This is a genomic window from Pseudomonas sp. PSE1(2024) (assembly GCF_050990555.1).
In the GTDB taxonomy this organism is placed as follows: domain Bacteria; phylum Pseudomonadota; class Gammaproteobacteria; order Pseudomonadales; family Pseudomonadaceae; genus Aquipseudomonas; species Aquipseudomonas aphyarum.
Window position 1 is genome coordinate 3850308 of the sequence record NZ_CP158967.1, and the last position, 15865, is coordinate 3866172.

Genomic DNA, 15865 nt, shown 5'->3' on the forward strand with positions numbered 1-15865 from the left:
ATCGTTCTACAGAAAAATCCGCGTCGTGAAGAAAAAGACATTACACGAACCGGGGCCCTTTCGCGCATGATGTGCGCACTCAGCCCAAGGGAGATTTCCATGCGCTTCATGCCATCCGTTCTGCGACTCGCCGCGTTGTCCGTGGGCCTGGCGCTGGCCACTTCGGCCATGGCCACCGACGAGTCGCAATTGATCGAATCGATCAACAGCTACCGCAGCCAGCCGCAACGTTGTGGCAGCCAGGCGTCCAGCGAATTACCGCCGCTGTCGGCCGATCCGCGCCTGATTCTGCCGGCCAGCGGTGTGGTGGATTTACAGCAGGCGATGTCCAGCGCCCGCTACCCGATGGTCAACGTGCAGGCGATTACCCTGAACGGGCCAAGGGATGCGGCGTCGGCGATGAAGGCGATTCAGGAGAGCTTCTGTCAGGTGGTGCTGGATCCGCAGTTCGTCGATATCGGCGTGAGTCGCGCTGATCGTGACTGGCGCATCACCCTCGCCCGGCCACTGCTGTCCGCCCGCCTCGGCGACGGTCAGGCTGAAGGCCAGAAACTCCTCGAACAACTCAACGCCGCCCGCGCCCAACCGCGCCAGTGCGGCGGTCAGGCCTTCGCAGCGACTGCGCCGCTGGCGTGGAACGCGGTGCTCGGCGGCGTTGCCCAGGAACACAGCCGCGAGATGGCCAACAACAATTATTTCGACCACAAGGCCCGCGACGGCCGTACCCCCGGCGACCGCGCCGAACTGGCCGGTTACAGCGGCCAGCAGGTCGGCGAGAACATCGCCGCCGGGCAGGACACGGTGCAGAAAGTCGTCGCCGGCTGGCTCGCCAGCCCCGGCCATTGCGCCAACCTGATGAACCCGCAGTACCGTGAGCTGGGCGCGGCCTATGCAGTCGATCCGAAGAGCAGCGCCGGCATTTACTGGACGGCGATGTTTGGTGGCGAATAAGTCTTAAAACCACCACTGAACACTGTGGGAGCGAGCTTGCTCGCGATGGCGGTGTGTCATTCACCGTTGATGTAACTGACACATTGCTATCGCGAGCAAGCTCGCTCCCACAGGGTCAGCCTATGAACTCGGAATTCTGGAAAAAAAAACCGGAGCCCATATCAGGCTCCGGTTTTTTTATGCTCAGTGGGTTCTCATCCCCGCCGCATACATCGCCAGTTTCAGCAGGCTCGCCACCACCGCCAGCGAGACCACGCTGCCCAACCAGATCAGCAGCAGCCAGCCCAGACGCTTGTACCAGGGGCTGGATTTCACCTCACGCGAATCAATGGTAGCCATCGCCAATCCTCACTTTGCCGCGGAACACGTAGTAGCTCCAGAAGGTGTACATCAGGATCACCGGCAGGATGAACAGCGCGCCGATCAAGGCGAACAACTGACTAGTGGCCGGTGATGCCGCCGCCCACAGGCTGACAGACGGCGGGATGATGTTCGGCCAGATGCTCAGCGCCAGCCCGATGTAACCGAGGAACATCAGCATCAGGGTGAACACGAACGGCCAGTGGGTGTGGCGCTGACGCAGCGAGCGCAACAGACCGAACAGCGACAGCACCGCCAATACCACCAGCCCGGCGAACACGGTCAGGTGCGCATGGTTGAACCAGCGGCCGGCCAGTTCCGGGTGCAGTTGCAGCGTCCACGCGCCGATCACCACCACCATCGCCAGCAACAGCCACGCCAGCGGACGGCTGTAGTGACGCATCCGCGACTCCAGCATGCCTTCGGTCTTGACCAGCAGCCAGGTGCTGCCGAGCAATGCGTAGGCAATCACCAGACCGACACCGCAGACCAGCGGGAACGGCGCCAGCCAGTCGAGACCGCCACCGGCGAACTGCCGATCCACCACCGGAATCCCCGCCACATACGCGCCGATCACCACGCCCTGGGAGAACGTCGCCAGCAGCGAACCGCCGATGAATGCCCAGTCCCACAGATGACGTTTTTCAGCCGGCGCCTTGAAGCGAAACTCGAACGCCACACCACGGAAAATCAACCCCGCGAGCATGAAGATCAGCGGCAGATACAGCGCCTCCAGAATCACCCCGTACGCCAGCGGAAACGCGCCATACAACGCCGCACCGCCGAGCACCAGCCAGGTTTCATTGCCGTCCCACACCGGTGCGACGGTGTTCATCATCACGTCGCGCTCCTGCTCGTCGCTGATCATCGGGAACAGGATCCCGAGGCCCAGATCGAAGCCGTCCATGATCACGTACATCATTACCCCGAAGGCAATGATCACGCCCCAGATCAACGAGAGATCGATACCTTGAATACCCATGACTCAACGCTCCTTTTTCAGTGGATCCGGGTCGCGGATTCGAGGTTGTCGGTAACCGCCGAAAGTGGCCGGCGCGGGGTCTGCACCTGAGTGCCTTCGGGCGGATGTTCGTGGTGCGGCTGCGGGCCCTTGCTCACCAGTTTCATCATGTAACCGATGCCCACGGTGAACACCGAGCAGTAGATGACGACGAACAGCGCCAGCGAGGTGCTCATCTGCGCCACCGAGTGATGGGACGCCGCGTCATGAGTGCGCATCAGGCCGTACACCACCCACGGCTGGCGCCCGACTTCAGTGGTGATCCAACCCGCCAGCAGCGCGATCAGACCGCTCGGCCCCATCAGCAGCACCAAACGCTGGAAGCCGCGATGACGGTAGACCTTGCCATTGCGCCGCAACGCCAGGCCCAGCACACCCACCAGAATCATCAACATGCCCAGCCCGGCCATGACGCGGAAGCTCCAGAAAATCACGGTCGAGTTCGGCCGGTCTTCTTTCGGGAAGCTCTTGAGTGCCGGGATCTGCTTGTCGAGGCTGTGGGTGAGGATCAGGCTGCCGAGGTACGGAATCTCGATCGCGTATTGGGTCTTCTCCGCCTGCATGTCCGGAATGCCGAACAGCACCAGCGGGGTCGGCCCGTTGTCGGCGTTTTCCCAGTGGCCCTCGATGGCGGCGATTTTCGCCGGTTGGTGTTCCAGGGTGTTCAAGCCATGAGCGTCACCGACCACCGCTTGAATCGGCGCGACGATCAGCGCCATCCACAGCGCCATGGAAAACATCTTGCGCACCGGTTTGCTGTCATTGCCGCGCAGCAAATGCCAGGCCGCCGAAGCGCCAACGAAGAACGCCGTGGCAACGAATGCGGCAATCGCCATGTGCGCCAGACGGAACGGAAACGACGGGTTGAACACGATGGCCAGCCAGTCCAGCGGCATCACTCGACCGTCAACGATTTCGAAGCCTTGCGGCGTCTGCATCCAGCTGTTGGAGGCAAGAATCCAGAAGGTCGAAATCAACGTACCGATGGCGACCATCACTGTGGCAAAGAAGTGCAAGCCACGGCCCACGCGGTTCCAGCCGAACAGCATCACCCCGAGGAACCCGGCCTCGAGGAAGAACGCGGTCAGCACTTCATAGGTCAGCAACGGCCCGGTGACGCTGCCGGCGAAGTCGGAAAACCCGCTCCAGTTGGTGCCGAACTGGTACGCCATGACCAGCCCCGACACCACGCCCATGCCGAAGTTGACGGCGAATATCTTCGACCAGAAATGGTAGAGATCGCGGTAAGTGTCGTTACGGGTTTTCAGCCACAGGCCTTCGAGCACCGCGAGAAAACTCGCGAGACCAATGGTGATCGCCGGGAAAATGATGTGGAACGAAACCGTGAACGCGAATTGAATTCGCGCCAGGTCCAGTGCCTCCAGGTTGAACATGATGATGTCCTCATCAAGGCTGAAAAGCGGCAGCACACGGCCGGGCCACCGCCAGGCGCGAACGCCTGCAGCCAGTCAAAATGCAAAAGGGTTGGATCGCGTGAGTCGGTTACGCCACCGACGACGGAATCAGGTTGCTCGCCTCGGCGGCTTCGAGGCGGATCGCCACGAATTTCGAGGTCGGCGTATAGGTGCGGTCACCGTAGCTTTCCAGCGGCACCAGCGGATTGGTTTCCGGGTAGTACGCAGCGGCTTGCCCGGCCGGAATGTCGTAGGCGATCAGAGTAAAACCGCTGACCCGACGCTCGCGCTCGTCGCCCCACAGCGCCACCAGATCAACCTTCTGCCCCGGTTCGAAACCCAGTCGGCGGATGTCCTGCTCGTTGGCAAACACCACGTCGCGCATCCCATATACACCGCGATAACGGTCGTCGAGGCCGTACAGCGTGGTGTTGTACTGATCGTGGGAACGCATGGTTTGCAGGATCAGATGCGGTTTGACCGGCAGGTTGCGCACGCCTTCGCTGACCAGATGCTCCGGCAGCACGCACGGGGTGAACTGGGCCTTGCCGGATTCGGTTTTCCAGACCCGGTCCGAGGCATTGTTGCCGAGGTGGAAACCACCTGGGATCAGCAGCTTCTCGTTGAAATTCTCGAAGCCCGGAATCACATCGGCAATCAGGTTGCGGATGCGCCCGTAGTCGCCCACCGCCCATTCCCAGTCGATCGGGTGTTTGCCCAATGTCGCGGCGGCGATCCCGGCAATGATCGCCGGCTCGGATTTCAGATGGGCCGACTTCGGTTTCAGTTGGCCGAACGACAAGTGCACCATGCTGAAGGTGTCCTCCACGGTCACGCCTTGCGGGCCTTCGGCCTGGACGTCGATGTCGGTACGGCCGAGGCACGGCAGGATCAACGCGTCACGTCCGGTCACCAGATGGCTGCGGTTGAGCTTGGTGGAAATGTGCACGCTCAGGTCGAGTTTGCGCATCGCGGCGTGGGTGCGCGGAGTGTCCGGCGTGGCCTGGGCGAAGTTGCCGCCCAGACCGATAAACACCTTGGCTTCGCCACGTTCCATGGCGCCAATCGCCATCACCGTGTTGTGGCCGTGCATGCGCGGCACCTTGAAGTTGAAGCGCTTTTCCAGGGCGTCCATCAGCTCGGTCGGGGCCAGTTCGTTGATGCCCATGGTGCGGTCGCCCTGCACGTTACTGTGGCCGCGCACCGGCGACAGCCCGGCGCCCGGACGGCCGACGTTGCCGCGCAACAGTTGCAGGTTGATGACTTCCTGCAGGGTCGGCACCGAGTGCACGTGTTGGGTCAGGCCCATGGCCCAGCACATGATCACGCTCTTGGCCCGGGCATACATGCGCGCGGCCAGTTCGATGTCATGCAGCGGCACGCCGGACTGCTCGACGATGTGCTCCCAGCTCGTGGCATCGACTTCAGCCAGATAGCTGTCGAGACCCGACGTGTGCTCGGCAATGAACGCGTGATCGAACACCGGTTCGCCGCCGGTGGCCTGGGCCTCACGTTCCCATTGCAGCAAGAACTTGGCCATGCCACGGATCATCGCCATGTCGCCGCCCAAGGCTGGACGGAAGTACGCGGTGTTGGTCGCTTCCCAGCCGTTGCTGAGCATTTCGATCGGGTTTTGCGGGTTCTGGAAACGCTCCAGCCCACGCTCCTTGAGCGGGTTGATGCACACCACCTGCGCGCCACGCTTCACCGCTTCACGCAGCGGTTCGAGCATGCGCGGGTGGTTGGTGCCGGGGTTCTGGCCAATCACGAAAATCGCGTCGGCGTGGTGCAGGTCTTCATAGACCACCGTGCCTTTGCCGACGCCCAGGCTCTCGCCCATGCTCACCGCACTGGCTTCGTGGCACATGTTCGAGCAGTCCGGGAAGTTGTTGGTGCCGTAGGCGCGGACGAACAATTGATAGAGAAACGCCGCCTCGTTGCTGGCGCGACCCGAGGTGTAGAACTCGGCCTCGTGGGGCGATTTCAGACCTTTGAGGTGTTTGGCGATCAGCGCGAAGGCGTCATCCCAGGTGGTTTCGACATAGCGGTCGACCCGCGCGTCGTAGCGCATCGGATGGGTGATCCGGCCCTGATATTCGAGCCAGTAATCGCTTTGCTCGGCCAGGGTCGAGACTGTGTACTTGTTGAAGAACGCCGGATCGACCAGGCGGCCGGTGGCTTCCCAGTTCACCGCTTTGGCGCCGTTCTCGCAGAACTTCAGCATGCTCGCGCCGGGCGCTTCACCCCAGGCGCAACCGGGGCAGTCGAAGCCGCCGTTCTGGTTGGTCTTGAGCATGGCGCGGATGTTTTTCAGGGCGTTTTCACTGCCCAGCCAGTTCTTGGTGAGGCTGATGACAGCGCCCCAACCCGCAGCGGCGCCCTTGTAGGGTTTGTAACGGTCGACTTGTGACATGGGACTTCTCCATGACGATGCACACAGGCAAAAACCTGATCGGGTTTAAACAGCGACGACTGACTTTCAAGTTAAAAAAGCGGTCGTTTCGTTTGACGGGGCCAAGGATAGGAACCGCTGCAAAAACTTGTCTAATCGCTATTAATGACTGCGTTATCGAAAGCATCTATCACGGCGTTAAAGCCTTTAAATACGGGCACTTGCAAAACCAAGAAGCGATAAATCCGGAATAATTATTTCATCATCGACAGCATCAATCGGCCGGTCATTAAGAGTGATTGGACGCTGTCTCAAGTTGCTCATAATCTGCGCCAACCCAATCCCTTCAATAGCGGATTTCACCCAAGCGAGGCTGTCATGTCAGAGCGCGTCTTGATCGATGGTTACAACCGCCGCGTCGACTACCTGCGCATGTCGGTCACCGACCGCTGCGACTTTCGCTGCGTGTATTGCATGGCCGAAGACATGCAGTTCCTGCCGCGCCAACGGGTACTGACGCTGGAGGAGATCTATCAACTGGCGCAGAGCTTCGTCGCGCTGGGCACCCGCAAAATCCGCCTGACCGGCGGCGAGCCGTTGATTCGCCCCGGCGTCGTCGGCTTGTGCAAGCAGATCGCCGCCCTGCCCGGCCTGCGCGAACTGTGCCTGACCACCAACGGCTCGCAGCTCGGCAAACTCGCCAGCCCGCTGTTCGACGCCGGGGTCAAACGCCTCAACGTCAGCCTCGACAGCCTCGATGCCGCGCGCTTCAAGCAGATGACCCGTACCGGCGACCTGGCCCAGGTGATCGACGGCATCGACGCCGCACGCGCCGCCGGATTTACCCGCACTAAACTCAACTGCGTGGTGATGCAGGGCCGCAACGATCACGAGATCAACGATCTGGTGCAGTTCGCCATCGAGCGCGATCTGGACATTTCCTTCATCGAGGAAATGCCGCTGGGCATCATCAGCGAACACAGCCGCGCCGAGTCGTTCTTTTCCAGTACCCAGGTGCGCGAAAAGATCGCCGAGCGCTACACCCTGATCGATTCTGCCGAGTCGACCCAAGGCCCGTCGCGCTACTGGCGGCTAGCCGAAGCGCCGCACATTCGGCTGGGGTTCATCTCGCCCCACAGCCACAACTTCTGCGGCACCTGCAACCGGGTGCGGCTGACCGTCGAGGGGCGTTTGCTACTGTGTCTGGGGAACGAGCATTCGGTGGACTTGAAGGCAGTGCTGCGCGCTCATCCGGGCCAACCGGAACGGCTGGAGAAAGCCATCATCGAAGCGATGAAACTCAAGCCTTACCGGCACAACTTTGAAGTGAACGACGACGTGCAAGTGGTGCGTTTCATGAACATGACCGGCGGCTGATCCGCCACGTTTTCAAGGCAGAGAGCCGCATGATCATCCGACCCAAGGTCAATCAATTCGCCATTCTCTTCACCCTCAAGGGCTCGATTGCCAAGCGCATCGCCCTGCGCGCCCTGATGGTGACGCTGCTGGCGTCGGCCATCGTGCTGGTGGAAATGCTTCACCCGAGCAACTTCACCAAGGTCAACGCCACGCCGTTCACCTTGCTTGGTCTGTCGCTGTCGATCTTCATGAATTTTCGCAACAACGCCTGCTACGACCGCTGGTACGAAGCGCGCAAGGCCTGGGGCGAAGTGATCGTGCATGTGCGCTCGGTGATTCGCGAGACCCATGTGATCCGCGAATCGGCGCAGCGCCGTCTGTTGCTGCTCAACCTCGCTGGTTTCGCCCATGCGCTGAATGCGCGGTTGCGCCGGGAAGATGAAGCCGCCGCCAGCGCCGAATGGATCACCCCGCAGCACGATGCGCAGGTGCCGGACTACAGCGGGCGCATCCTGCAAACCGTCGGTCAGCAATGCTCCGATCTGCACGAATCAGGCGATCTCAGCGAATGGCGCTACATGCTGCTGGCCAATCACCTGACCAGCCTGACCCAGGCACAAGCAGTGTGCGAGCGGATCAAGAACACGCCGCTGCCCTTCCCCTACACCTTGCTGCTGCACCGCACGATTTACCTGTTCTGCATCCTGCTGCCGTTCGCCATGGCCGAACCGCTGGGCTGGCTGACTCCGCTGTTCACGGCGATTGTCAGCTACACCTTTTTTGGTCTGGATGCGATTGCCGATGAGCTGGAAGACCCGTTCGGCCGGGATGAAAACGATTTGCCGACCGATGCGCTGGTGCGGGGTATCGAGCGGGATATTCTGGCGGAGCTGGGAACGGAACCGTTGCCGCCAGCGCTGAAACCGGTGGACTACGTCCTCAGTTAATCGACTGCCTCCCCCTTCGGAGAAGCGAAAGTCATCAATCCAGATGTGCCCAGGTCATGCGAAACGATGCGCCGCCCCACGGTGAATCACCGACCTCGACCTGCCCGCCATGGGATTGCGACACCCGTCGCACCAGCGCCAGGCCGAGGCCGAAGCCGCCCGTACGGCGGTCGCGGCTGGCGTCCAGGCGCGAGAACGGTTCGAAGATTTTCTCCCGTCCTTCCAGCGGCACACCCGGCCCGTCGTCGTTGACCTGCACTTCGTATTGATCGCCGATGCGCACCAGCGACACCTCGACCCGCTGCTCGGCATAACGAATGGCATTGCGCAGCAGATTGATCACCGCCCGCGCCATGAAGCGCGGCTCGATCCGCACTTCATCGACCCGGCAATCAACGATCAACAGCTGCACCCCGGCGGCCTCGGCTTCCAGCGCCACGCTGCCGACCACGCTGTCGAGCCAGTTGGCGGCCTGAATATTTTCGCGGGTGATCACCGTCGCACCGCGTTCAAGGCTGGCGTAGGTCAGCAGTTCGGAGACCATTTCTTCCAGCTCGCCGAGGTCGGCGTACATGTCGGCGATCAGTTCGCGGTTCTGGCTGGCGTCCGGTTGCTGCTTGAGCTGATCGAGCTCGAACGACAACCGGGCAATCGGCGTGCGCAGTTCGTGGGAGACCGCGTTGGTCAGTTCGCGCTGATTGGCGATCAGGCCTTCGATGCGCGCCGCCATCAGGTTGAAGTGGCCGGCCAGGTCGCGGATGTTCGAGCGTTTGGACAGCTGGATCCGCACCGAAAGATCGTTGTCGCCGAAGCGCTCGGCGGCCAGGCGCAGCTTTTCCAGATCGCGCCAGTGCGGGCGAACCCAGAAGTACAGGACGATGCCGAGCAGCACGGCCAGCATCAGGTAGGCCCCGGCAATGTAGAACGGCATCAGGCTCGGCTCGGGAGGCAGCTTGATGCTGAGCAACTGCGAACCACCGTCGATGTTGCTGATGAACTGGGTGTAGTCATCGCGGATCACCAGCAGATCCTGGGCCAGTTCGGCTTTCTCCTGATCGTTGAGGTTCAGTTGGTCAGCCTCGACCAGGCTCAGCGTCAGCCCGTAGTGCGGCCGTAACGCCTCCAGTTGCGCCTCGCGCGCTGAGCCCTGCTGGTCGCGCATGTGTTCGATCAGCGACCACGCCTGTCCGCGTACCGCCTCACGGTTGTAGGCCTGCATCTGGTTGTCGAGCAACGCGTTGAAGGTGTGTTCGACGGTTTGCAGCGCCGCCACCAGCCCGACCGTCATCACCAGAAACAGCCCGAGAAATAACCGCAGCATCTACAACTCCCACGCGAACGGATTGAACAGGTAACCCTTGCCCCACACGGTCTTGATGCACACCGGTTCGCGAGGGTTGTCCTTGAGTTTGTTGCGCAACTTGCTGATGTACACGTCGACGCTGCGATTGAGGCCATCGAAGGCGATGCCGCGCATGCGGTTGAGAATGTCATCGCGCGACAGGATCTTGCCGGCAGCGCTGGCCAGCAGCCACAGCAGCTCGAATTCCATGGTGGTCAGCTCGATCAGCTCGCCCGCCAGACGCACTTCGCGGCAACTGCGGTCGATGATCAGGTTGCCGAACTCCAGCGAACTCACTACGCCGCTTTCCGGGACTTGCCGGCGCTGCAGGGCACGCAGGCGCGCGAGCAGGACGGGCGGCTTGATCGGTTTGATCACGTAGTCGTCGGCCCCGGACTCCAGGCCCAGAATATGGTCGAGGTCGTCTTCCTTGGCCGTCAGGATGACAATCGGCGTGTCCGACACGCTGCGGATTTCCCGGCACACGTGCAGGCCGCTCTGCCCCGGCAGCATCAGGTCGAGCACCACCACCTTGGGCTTGAATTCGAGAAACGCGGCCACGGCCAGATCGCCGCGATGCACCGTGCGCACCTCGTAGCCGTGTTGTTCGAGAAAGTGGGCGATCAGCGCGGCCAGCCGCTCATCGTCTTCCACCAGCAGGACTCTGCCAAAACCCAGGTTATCCATAACAACCGCCGCCAACCGCTTTGTGAAGTGGGCGACATTATGCGGGCATTCAATGGCGAGACGTTTATCGCAGGCAGCAAAAACCGGCCCCTGGGGCCGGTTTTCGTTGAAGTTTCATACTCTTAAGAGTTTTTAACAATTCATGCCGCGACGGGTACGCCGCTGTGGAAACGGAATTCCTCGTCCGGCGACTCGATCAGGTCCTGCTCGGCGGCGCGGACTCTCTCGATCACCTGCGCGATGTCCTTGGCGTCACCGTACTGGTAGGCCAGTTTCAGGTAACCCTGGAAATGCCGGGCCTCGCTTTTCAGCAGGCCGAAGTAGAACTTGCCGAGTTCTTCGTCCAGATGCGGCACCAGCGCTTCGAACCGCTCGCAACTGCGCGCTTCGATGAAGGCGCCGACCACCAGAGTGTCGACCAGTTTTACCGGTTCGTGGCTGCGCACCACTTTGCGCAGGCTCGAGGCATAACGGCCGGCGTGCAGCTGGCGCAGTTCGATCTTGCGCCGCTTCATGATGCGCATGACCTGCTCGTGGTGCACCAGTTCTTCCCGGGCCAGACGCGACATCATGTTGATCAGATCGACGTGGGAATGGTACTTGGCGATCAGGCTCAACGCGGTGCTGGCGGCCTTGAACTCGCAGTTCTTGTGGTCGATCAGCAGGGTTTCCTGATCGGCCAGCGCGGCTTCAACCCAGGCGTCGGGCGTGCGGCAACCAAGGAATTCGTGGATTTCGGGAAGGATCATGGGGCTCACGGTCAAAAGGTGTTCGAGCGAAGGGCGCCGATTATACCGGCCTGCCCGCAGACCACCAGCCGCCCGCGTTGATATGCATCAAGTCGCAGACGGATGCGCAGCAACTATAGTTGTGCAACGCCGTGCCTTTTCATTGCTGGAGACTCACTCATGCAAGCCATTCGCAGCATTCTGGTGGTCATCGAACCCGAACACGCGGAAAGCCTGGCGCTCAAGCGCGCCAAGCTGATCGCCGGGGTGACCCAGGCCCATCTGCACCTGCTGGTCTGCGACAAGAAGCACGATCACGCCGGCATGCTCAGCGTGCTCAAGGCCGCGCTCTTGGCGGACGGCTACAGCGTCACCACCGAGCAGGCGTGGAACGAGAGCCTGCACGAAACCATCATTGATGTGCAGCAGGCCGAAGGCTGCGGGCTGGTGATCAAGCAGCACTTCCCCGACAGCTCGCTGAAAAAGGCCCTGCTGACCCCGGCGGACTGGAAACTGCTGCGCCACTGCCCTACCCCGGTGCTGCTGGTGAAAACCGCTGGTTCGTGGAAGGACAAGGTGATTCTGGCAGCGGTCGACGTGGGCAATGCCGATGGCGAACACCGTCATCTGCACACCACGATCATCGACCACGGCTTCGACATCGCCAGCCTGGCCAAGGGGCATCTGCACGTGATTACCGCTCATCCGTCGCCGATGCTGTCGGCAGCGGACCCGACCTTCCAGCTCAAGGAAACCATCGAGGCGCGCTATCGCGAGCAATGCCGGGCGTTTCAGGCTGAATTCGATATCGACGACGAGCATCTGCATGTCGAGGAAGGCCCGGCGGATGTGCTGATTCCGTTCATGGCGCACAAGCTGCAGGCGGCGGTGACGGTGATTGGCACGGTGGCGCGCAGCGGGGTATCCGGTGCGTTGATCGGCAATACGGCCGAACAGGTGCTGGATCAACTGGAAAGTGATGTGCTGGTGCTCAAACCGCAGGAGGTTGAAGACCATCTGGTGGAGTTGGCGGTGAAACATTAAGCATTGTTGTGATCCTGTGGCGAGCGTGTTCGCCACAGGTAATGCTCAGTCGCCGAGGGCATCCTTGAGGAAACCGGGCGCAATGTAGCGTTGATAGTGCGCTTCCGACAGCAGGAAAAATTCCCGATCAATGGCATCGCGCAGTTCCGGCAGGTTCCAGTCGCGAAACTCCGGCAGCAGCACCATCCCGTAGGCTTCCAGATTAATGATCACCCGCGCGCCCCGGGCGATCAGCTGATACGCCCAGCAATATTGCGACTGATGCGGCACGAAGCGGATCTTGCGCTGTTCCAGTTGCAGGCGCAGGCGCGCCGGATCGAAGACCTCGACCTTGCTGGCCATCACTTGTGACAGCAATTGCTCAAGACGCAGCCAGACCGCGCGCTTTTCTTCCTCGTTGTAACCGTTCCAGTGGATCACTTCGTGGTGGAAACGCTTGCAGCCACGGCACACCAGATCACCGTAAACGGTGGAGCAGAGGCCGACGCAGGGGGTCTTGATGGTCTGATTGGGCATAGAATGGGCAAAACACTTGAAACGCGGAACAGGTCGGCATGTTAGCCCTTTGTCCGGCATTCATCACCCCTCAAACGTCAGGGACAAGCGCTGGATCAAGGTTTGCCCCAGCCGCGCACAACGCAACCAAAGTCCAATAGAGCGCGACTTACCTTTAAATTTTTTTTGCCGTAGAATCAGCCAGCCTTTTTAGGCGCCAATGTCCGTTAGAAGCTGTTTTCAAAGCGTCACGAGCACAGTCGTTCCTTCAGAGCGGTGTTGGCGTAAGGTTTTTCCAGCGGGGAAAAGCCAAACGCCAACCCTCATCAGCTCCCCGTTCTGCAGGCGTAAAACTTTGAAAGCAGCTTCTGTAAGGAATTGCCGGTAATTCTGGCCGAACGACCCACAACGTCGTGAGGAGCATGAGTACGGCAATTTCGGGATGAGCGTCCCGGACACCCATTTGGGACCACTGATGAGGGTAATAACTGTGCTTGAAGCCTACCGCAAACATATCGAAGAGCGTGCAGCCCTGGGTATCGTTCCCCAGCCGCTTAACGCCGAACAAACTGCAGGCCTGGTCGAGCTGCTGAAGAATCCTCCGGCTGGCGAAGAAGCTTTCCTCGTTGACCTGATCACCAATCGCGTACCACCAGGAGTGGACGAAGCCGCCTACGTCAAGGCCGGTTTCCTCTCCGCACTGGCCAAGGGCGAAGTCTCCTCCCCTCTGCTGGACAAGAAACGCGCTGTAGAACTGCTCGGCACCATGCAGGGCGGCTACAACATCGTGACCCTGGTTGAACTGCTGGACGACGCCGAGCTGGCACCAGTGGCCGCCGAAGAACTCAAGCACACCCTGCTGATGTTCGATGCCTTCCACGACGTGGCTGAAAAAGCCAAGAACGGCAACGTTCACGCCAAGGCCGTGCTGCAATCCTGGGCTGACGGCGAGTGGTTCAAAAAGCGCCCTGTGCTGGCCGACAAGATCAGCCTGCGCGTCTTCAAGGTGACCGGCGAAACCAACACCGACGACCTGTCCCCTGCTCCAGACGCCTGGTCGCGTCCTGACATCCCGCTGCACGCTCTGGCCATGCTGAAAATGGCCCGTGACGGCATCGTTCCGGACGAGCAAGGCAAGACCGGCCCGATGAAACAGATCGAAGAAATGCGCGGCCAGGGCTTCCCTATCGCCTACGTCGGTGACGTGGTCGGTACCGGTTCCTCGCGTAAATCGGCGACCAACTCGGTGCTGTGGTTCTTCGGCGACGACATCCCTTACGTGCCGAACAAGCGCGCTGGCGGTTTCTGCTTCGGCAGCAAAATCGCTCCGATCTTCTACAACACCATGGAAGATGCCGGCGCACTGCCAATCGAGTTCGACGTATCGAACATGAACATGGGCGACGTGATCGACCTGTACCCGCACGCAGGCAAAGTCTGCAAGCATGGTACCGACGAAGTCATCACCACCTTCGAAATGAAGACCCCGGTCCTGCTGGACGAAGTCCGCGCCGGCGGCCGTATCCCGCTGATCATCGGCCGTGGCCTGACCGAGAAGGCTCGCGCCGAACTGGGTCTGCCAGCGTTCGATCTGTTCAAGAAGCCTGAAGCACCGGCTGAAAGCACCAAGGGCTTCACCCTGGCGCAGAAAATGGTCGGCAAGGCTTGCGGTCTGGCAGAAGGCAAAGGCGTTCGTCCTGGCACCTACTGCGAACCGAAGATGACCACCGTAGGTTCTCAGGACACCACCGGTCCGATGACCCGTGACGAACTGAAAGACCTGGCGTGCCTGGGCTTCTCCGCTGATCTGGTGATGCAGTCCTTCTGCCACACCGCGGCTTATCCGAAGCCGATCGACGTGACCACCCACCACACCCTGCCTGACTTCATCATGACCCGCGGCGGTGTTTCCCTGCGTCCGGGCGACGGCATCATCCACTCGTGGCTGAACCGCATGCTGCTGCCGGACACCGTCGGTACCGGTGGTGACTCGCACACCCGTTTCCCGATGGGCATCTCGTTCCCGGCCGGTTCCGGTCTGGTCGCGTTCGCCGCTGCCACCGGCGTCATGCCGCTGGACATGCCGGAATCGATCCTGGTGCGCTTCAAAGGCAAAATGAAACCTGGCATCACCCTGCGTGACCTGGTTCATGCCATTCCTTACTTCGCCATCCAGAACGGTCTGCTGACCGTCGAGAAGAAAGGCAAGAAAAACGCCTTCTCCGGCCGCATCCTGGAAATCGAAGGCCTGGAAGGTCTGACCCTGGAACAGGCGTTCGAACTGTCCGACGCCTCGGCCGAACGTTCGGCTGCCGGTTGCACCATCAAGCTGTCGAAAGAGTCGATCACCGAGTACCTGCAGTCCAACGTCACCCTGCTGCGCTGGATGATCGGCGAAGGCTACGGCGACGCGCGTACCCTGGAACGTCGTGCTCAAGCGATGGAAGCCTGGATCGCCAACCCGCAACTGATGGAAGCCGATGCCGACGCCGAATACGCCGAAGTCATCGAAATCGATCTGGCCGACATCAGCGAGCCTGTACTTTGCGCGCCGAACGATCCGGACGACGCCCGTCTGCTGTCCAGCGTTGCTGGCGAGAAGATCGACGAAGTGTTCATCGGTTCGTGCATGACCAACATCGGTCACTTCCGCGCTGCCGGTAAACTGCTGGATCAGGTCAAGGGTCAGCTGCCAACCCGTCTGTGGCTGTCGCCGCCGACCAAGATGGACGCTCACCAACTGACCGAAGAAGGCTACTACGGCATCTACGGCAAGGCCGGCGCCCGCATGGAAATGCCAGGCTGCTCGCTGTGCATGGGTAACCAGGCACGCGTTGAGCCGAACAGCACCGTGGTGTCGACTTCGACCCGTAACTTCCCGAACCGTCTGGGCGACGGCGCGAACGTCTACCTGGCCTCGGCTGAGCTGGCGTCCGTTGCTTCGATCCTGGGTCGCCTGCCGACCGTCGAGGAATACATGGAATACGCTGGCAAGATCGACAGCATGGCGGCCGACGTTTACCGCTACCTGTCCTTCGACCAGATTGCCGAGTTCCGTGAAGCTGCTGCGAACGCCAAGATCCCTGTCGTTCAAGCCTAACGCTGCAACGCAATGAAAAACGCC

At 61.0% G+C, this 15865-nt stretch carries 13 protein-coding genes; 5 read left to right on the forward strand and 8 right to left on the reverse strand.

Translation table 11 applies throughout. The features are described 5' to 3' along the window. The first annotated feature begins 99 nt into the window (after window positions 1-99). A complete protein-coding gene (locus tag ABTV87_RS17345; protein ID WP_433898001.1) occupies window positions 100-951 on the forward strand; it encodes a CAP domain-containing protein in 852 nt (283 codons plus the stop codon). Window positions 952-1134: 183 nt separating this feature from the next. On the opposite strand, the gene ABTV87_RS17350 is transcribed toward ABTV87_RS17345, so the two are convergent. From ABTV87_RS17350 to ABTV87_RS17365, 4 genes are all read right to left on the reverse strand, one after another. After that, on the reverse strand, window positions 1135-1290 hold the full coding sequence (locus ABTV87_RS17350) for a DUF2474 domain-containing protein (protein WP_102687029.1): 156 nt from the start codon (window positions 1288-1290) through the stop codon (window positions 1135-1137). Continuing rightward, window positions 1277-2293, reverse strand: coding sequence for a cytochrome d ubiquinol oxidase subunit II (gene cydB, locus ABTV87_RS17355; protein ID WP_085602805.1), 1017 nt, complete (start codon window positions 2291-2293; stop codon window positions 1277-1279). The genes ABTV87_RS17350 and cydB overlap by 14 nt, the downstream gene beginning before the upstream one ends. Window positions 2294-2310: 17 nt before the next feature. Continuing rightward, entirely contained in the window at window positions 2311-3726 is a 1416-nt protein-coding gene (locus tag ABTV87_RS17360; protein ID WP_433898002.1) for a cytochrome ubiquinol oxidase subunit I, read from the reverse strand. Between the two features lie 109 nt (window positions 3727-3835). After that, the gene (locus tag ABTV87_RS17365) at window positions 3836-6160 is read right to left on the reverse strand and encodes an FdhF/YdeP family oxidoreductase (protein WP_433898003.1); all 2325 of its coding nucleotides are present in this window, start codon (window positions 6158-6160) and stop codon (window positions 3836-3838) included. Window positions 6161-6517: 357 nt separating this feature from the next. On the opposite strand from ABTV87_RS17365, the gene moaA reads away from it, so the two are divergent. Further along, the gene (gene moaA / locus ABTV87_RS17370; RefSeq protein ID WP_262161108.1) at window positions 6518-7516 is read left to right on the forward strand and encodes a GTP 3',8-cyclase MoaA; all 999 of its coding nucleotides are present in this window, start codon (window positions 6518-6520) and stop codon (window positions 7514-7516) included. A 29-nt stretch (window positions 7517-7545) separates the two neighbouring features. Beyond that, window positions 7546-8445 carry a bestrophin family protein gene (locus ABTV87_RS17375; RefSeq protein WP_127798524.1) on the forward strand — a complete coding sequence of 300 codons (900 nt, stop codon included), beginning with the start codon at window positions 7546-7548 and terminating at the stop codon, window positions 8443-8445. Between the two features lie 34 nt (window positions 8446-8479). Here the strand turns inward: ABTV87_RS17375 and ABTV87_RS17380 are convergent, their stop codons facing one another. The 3 genes from ABTV87_RS17380 to ABTV87_RS17390 all read right to left on the reverse strand — a co-directional run bounded on the left by ABTV87_RS17380 (window position 8480) and on the right by ABTV87_RS17390 (window position 11223). Continuing rightward, window positions 8480-9766 (reverse strand): ATP-binding protein, encoded by a 1287-nt coding sequence (locus ABTV87_RS17380; RefSeq protein WP_221534263.1) that lies wholly within the window; start codon window positions 9764-9766, stop codon window positions 8480-8482. Next, on the reverse strand, window positions 9767-10474 hold the full coding sequence (locus ABTV87_RS17385; RefSeq protein ID WP_007958821.1) for a response regulator: 708 nt from the start codon (window positions 10472-10474) through the stop codon (window positions 9767-9769). Window positions 10475-10614: 140 nt separating this feature from the next. Beyond that, on the reverse strand, window positions 10615-11223 hold the full coding sequence (locus tag ABTV87_RS17390) for a tRNA-(ms[2]io[6]A)-hydroxylase (protein WP_085602796.1): 609 nt from the start codon (window positions 11221-11223) through the stop codon (window positions 10615-10617). 159 nt (window positions 11224-11382) lie between these two features. Here ABTV87_RS17390 and ABTV87_RS17395 point away from each other — a divergent pair, with 159 nt between their 5' ends. Further along, window positions 11383-12246, forward strand: a complete 864-nt coding sequence (locus tag ABTV87_RS17395; protein WP_085602794.1) for a universal stress protein — start codon at window positions 11383-11385, stop codon at window positions 12244-12246. Window positions 12247-12291: 45 nt separating this feature from the next. Here ABTV87_RS17395 and ABTV87_RS17400 read toward each other — a convergent pair whose 3' ends face one another. Next, window positions 12292-12762 (reverse strand): DUF1289 domain-containing protein, encoded by a 471-nt coding sequence (locus ABTV87_RS17400; protein ID WP_085602792.1) that lies wholly within the window; start codon window positions 12760-12762, stop codon window positions 12292-12294. 469 nt (window positions 12763-13231) lie between these two features. On the opposite strand from ABTV87_RS17400, the gene acnB reads away from it, so the two are divergent. Further along, on the forward strand, window positions 13232-15841 hold the full coding sequence (gene acnB, locus ABTV87_RS17405) for a bifunctional aconitate hydratase 2/2-methylisocitrate dehydratase (RefSeq protein ID WP_045121882.1): 2610 nt from the start codon (window positions 13232-13234) through the stop codon (window positions 15839-15841). Window positions 15842-15865 lie beyond the last annotated feature (24 nt).

Bases quoted from the DNA above. Each gene is read 5' to 3' on its own strand.
- ABTV87_RS17380 (WP_221534263.1), bottom strand. From the start codon at position 9,766: ATGCTGCGGTTATTTCTCGGGCTGTTTCTGGTGATGACGGTCGGGCTG.
- ABTV87_RS17360 (WP_433898002.1), bottom strand. From the start codon at position 3,726: ATGTTCAACCTGGAGGCACTGGACCTGGCGCGAATTCAATTCGCGTTC.
- ABTV87_RS17385 (WP_007958821.1), bottom strand. From the start codon at position 10,474: ATGGATAACCTGGGTTTTGGCAGAGTCCTGCTGGTGGAAGACGATGAG.
- ABTV87_RS17350 (WP_102687029.1), bottom strand. From the start codon at position 1,290: ATGGCTACCATTGATTCGCGTGAGGTGAAATCCAGCCCCTGGTACAAG.
- moaA (WP_262161108.1), top strand. From the start codon at position 6,518: ATGTCAGAGCGCGTCTTGATCGATGGTTACAACCGCCGCGTCGACTAC.
- ABTV87_RS17400 (WP_085602792.1), bottom strand. From the start codon at position 12,762: ATGCCCAATCAGACCATCAAGACCCCCTGCGTCGGCCTCTGCTCCACC.
- ABTV87_RS17365 (WP_433898003.1), bottom strand. From the start codon at position 6,160: ATGTCACAAGTCGACCGTTACAAACCCTACAAGGGCGCCGCTGCGGGT.
- cydB (WP_085602805.1), bottom strand. From the start codon at position 2,293: ATGGGTATTCAAGGTATCGATCTCTCGTTGATCTGGGGCGTGATCATT.
- ABTV87_RS17375 (WP_127798524.1), top strand. From the start codon at position 7,546: ATGATCATCCGACCCAAGGTCAATCAATTCGCCATTCTCTTCACCCTC.
- ABTV87_RS17345 (WP_433898001.1), top strand. From the start codon at position 100: ATGCGCTTCATGCCATCCGTTCTGCGACTCGCCGCGTTGTCCGTGGGC.
- ABTV87_RS17390 (WP_085602796.1), bottom strand. From the start codon at position 11,223: ATGATCCTTCCCGAAATCCACGAATTCCTTGGTTGCCGCACGCCCGAC.
- ABTV87_RS17395 (WP_085602794.1), top strand. From the start codon at position 11,383: ATGCAAGCCATTCGCAGCATTCTGGTGGTCATCGAACCCGAACACGCG.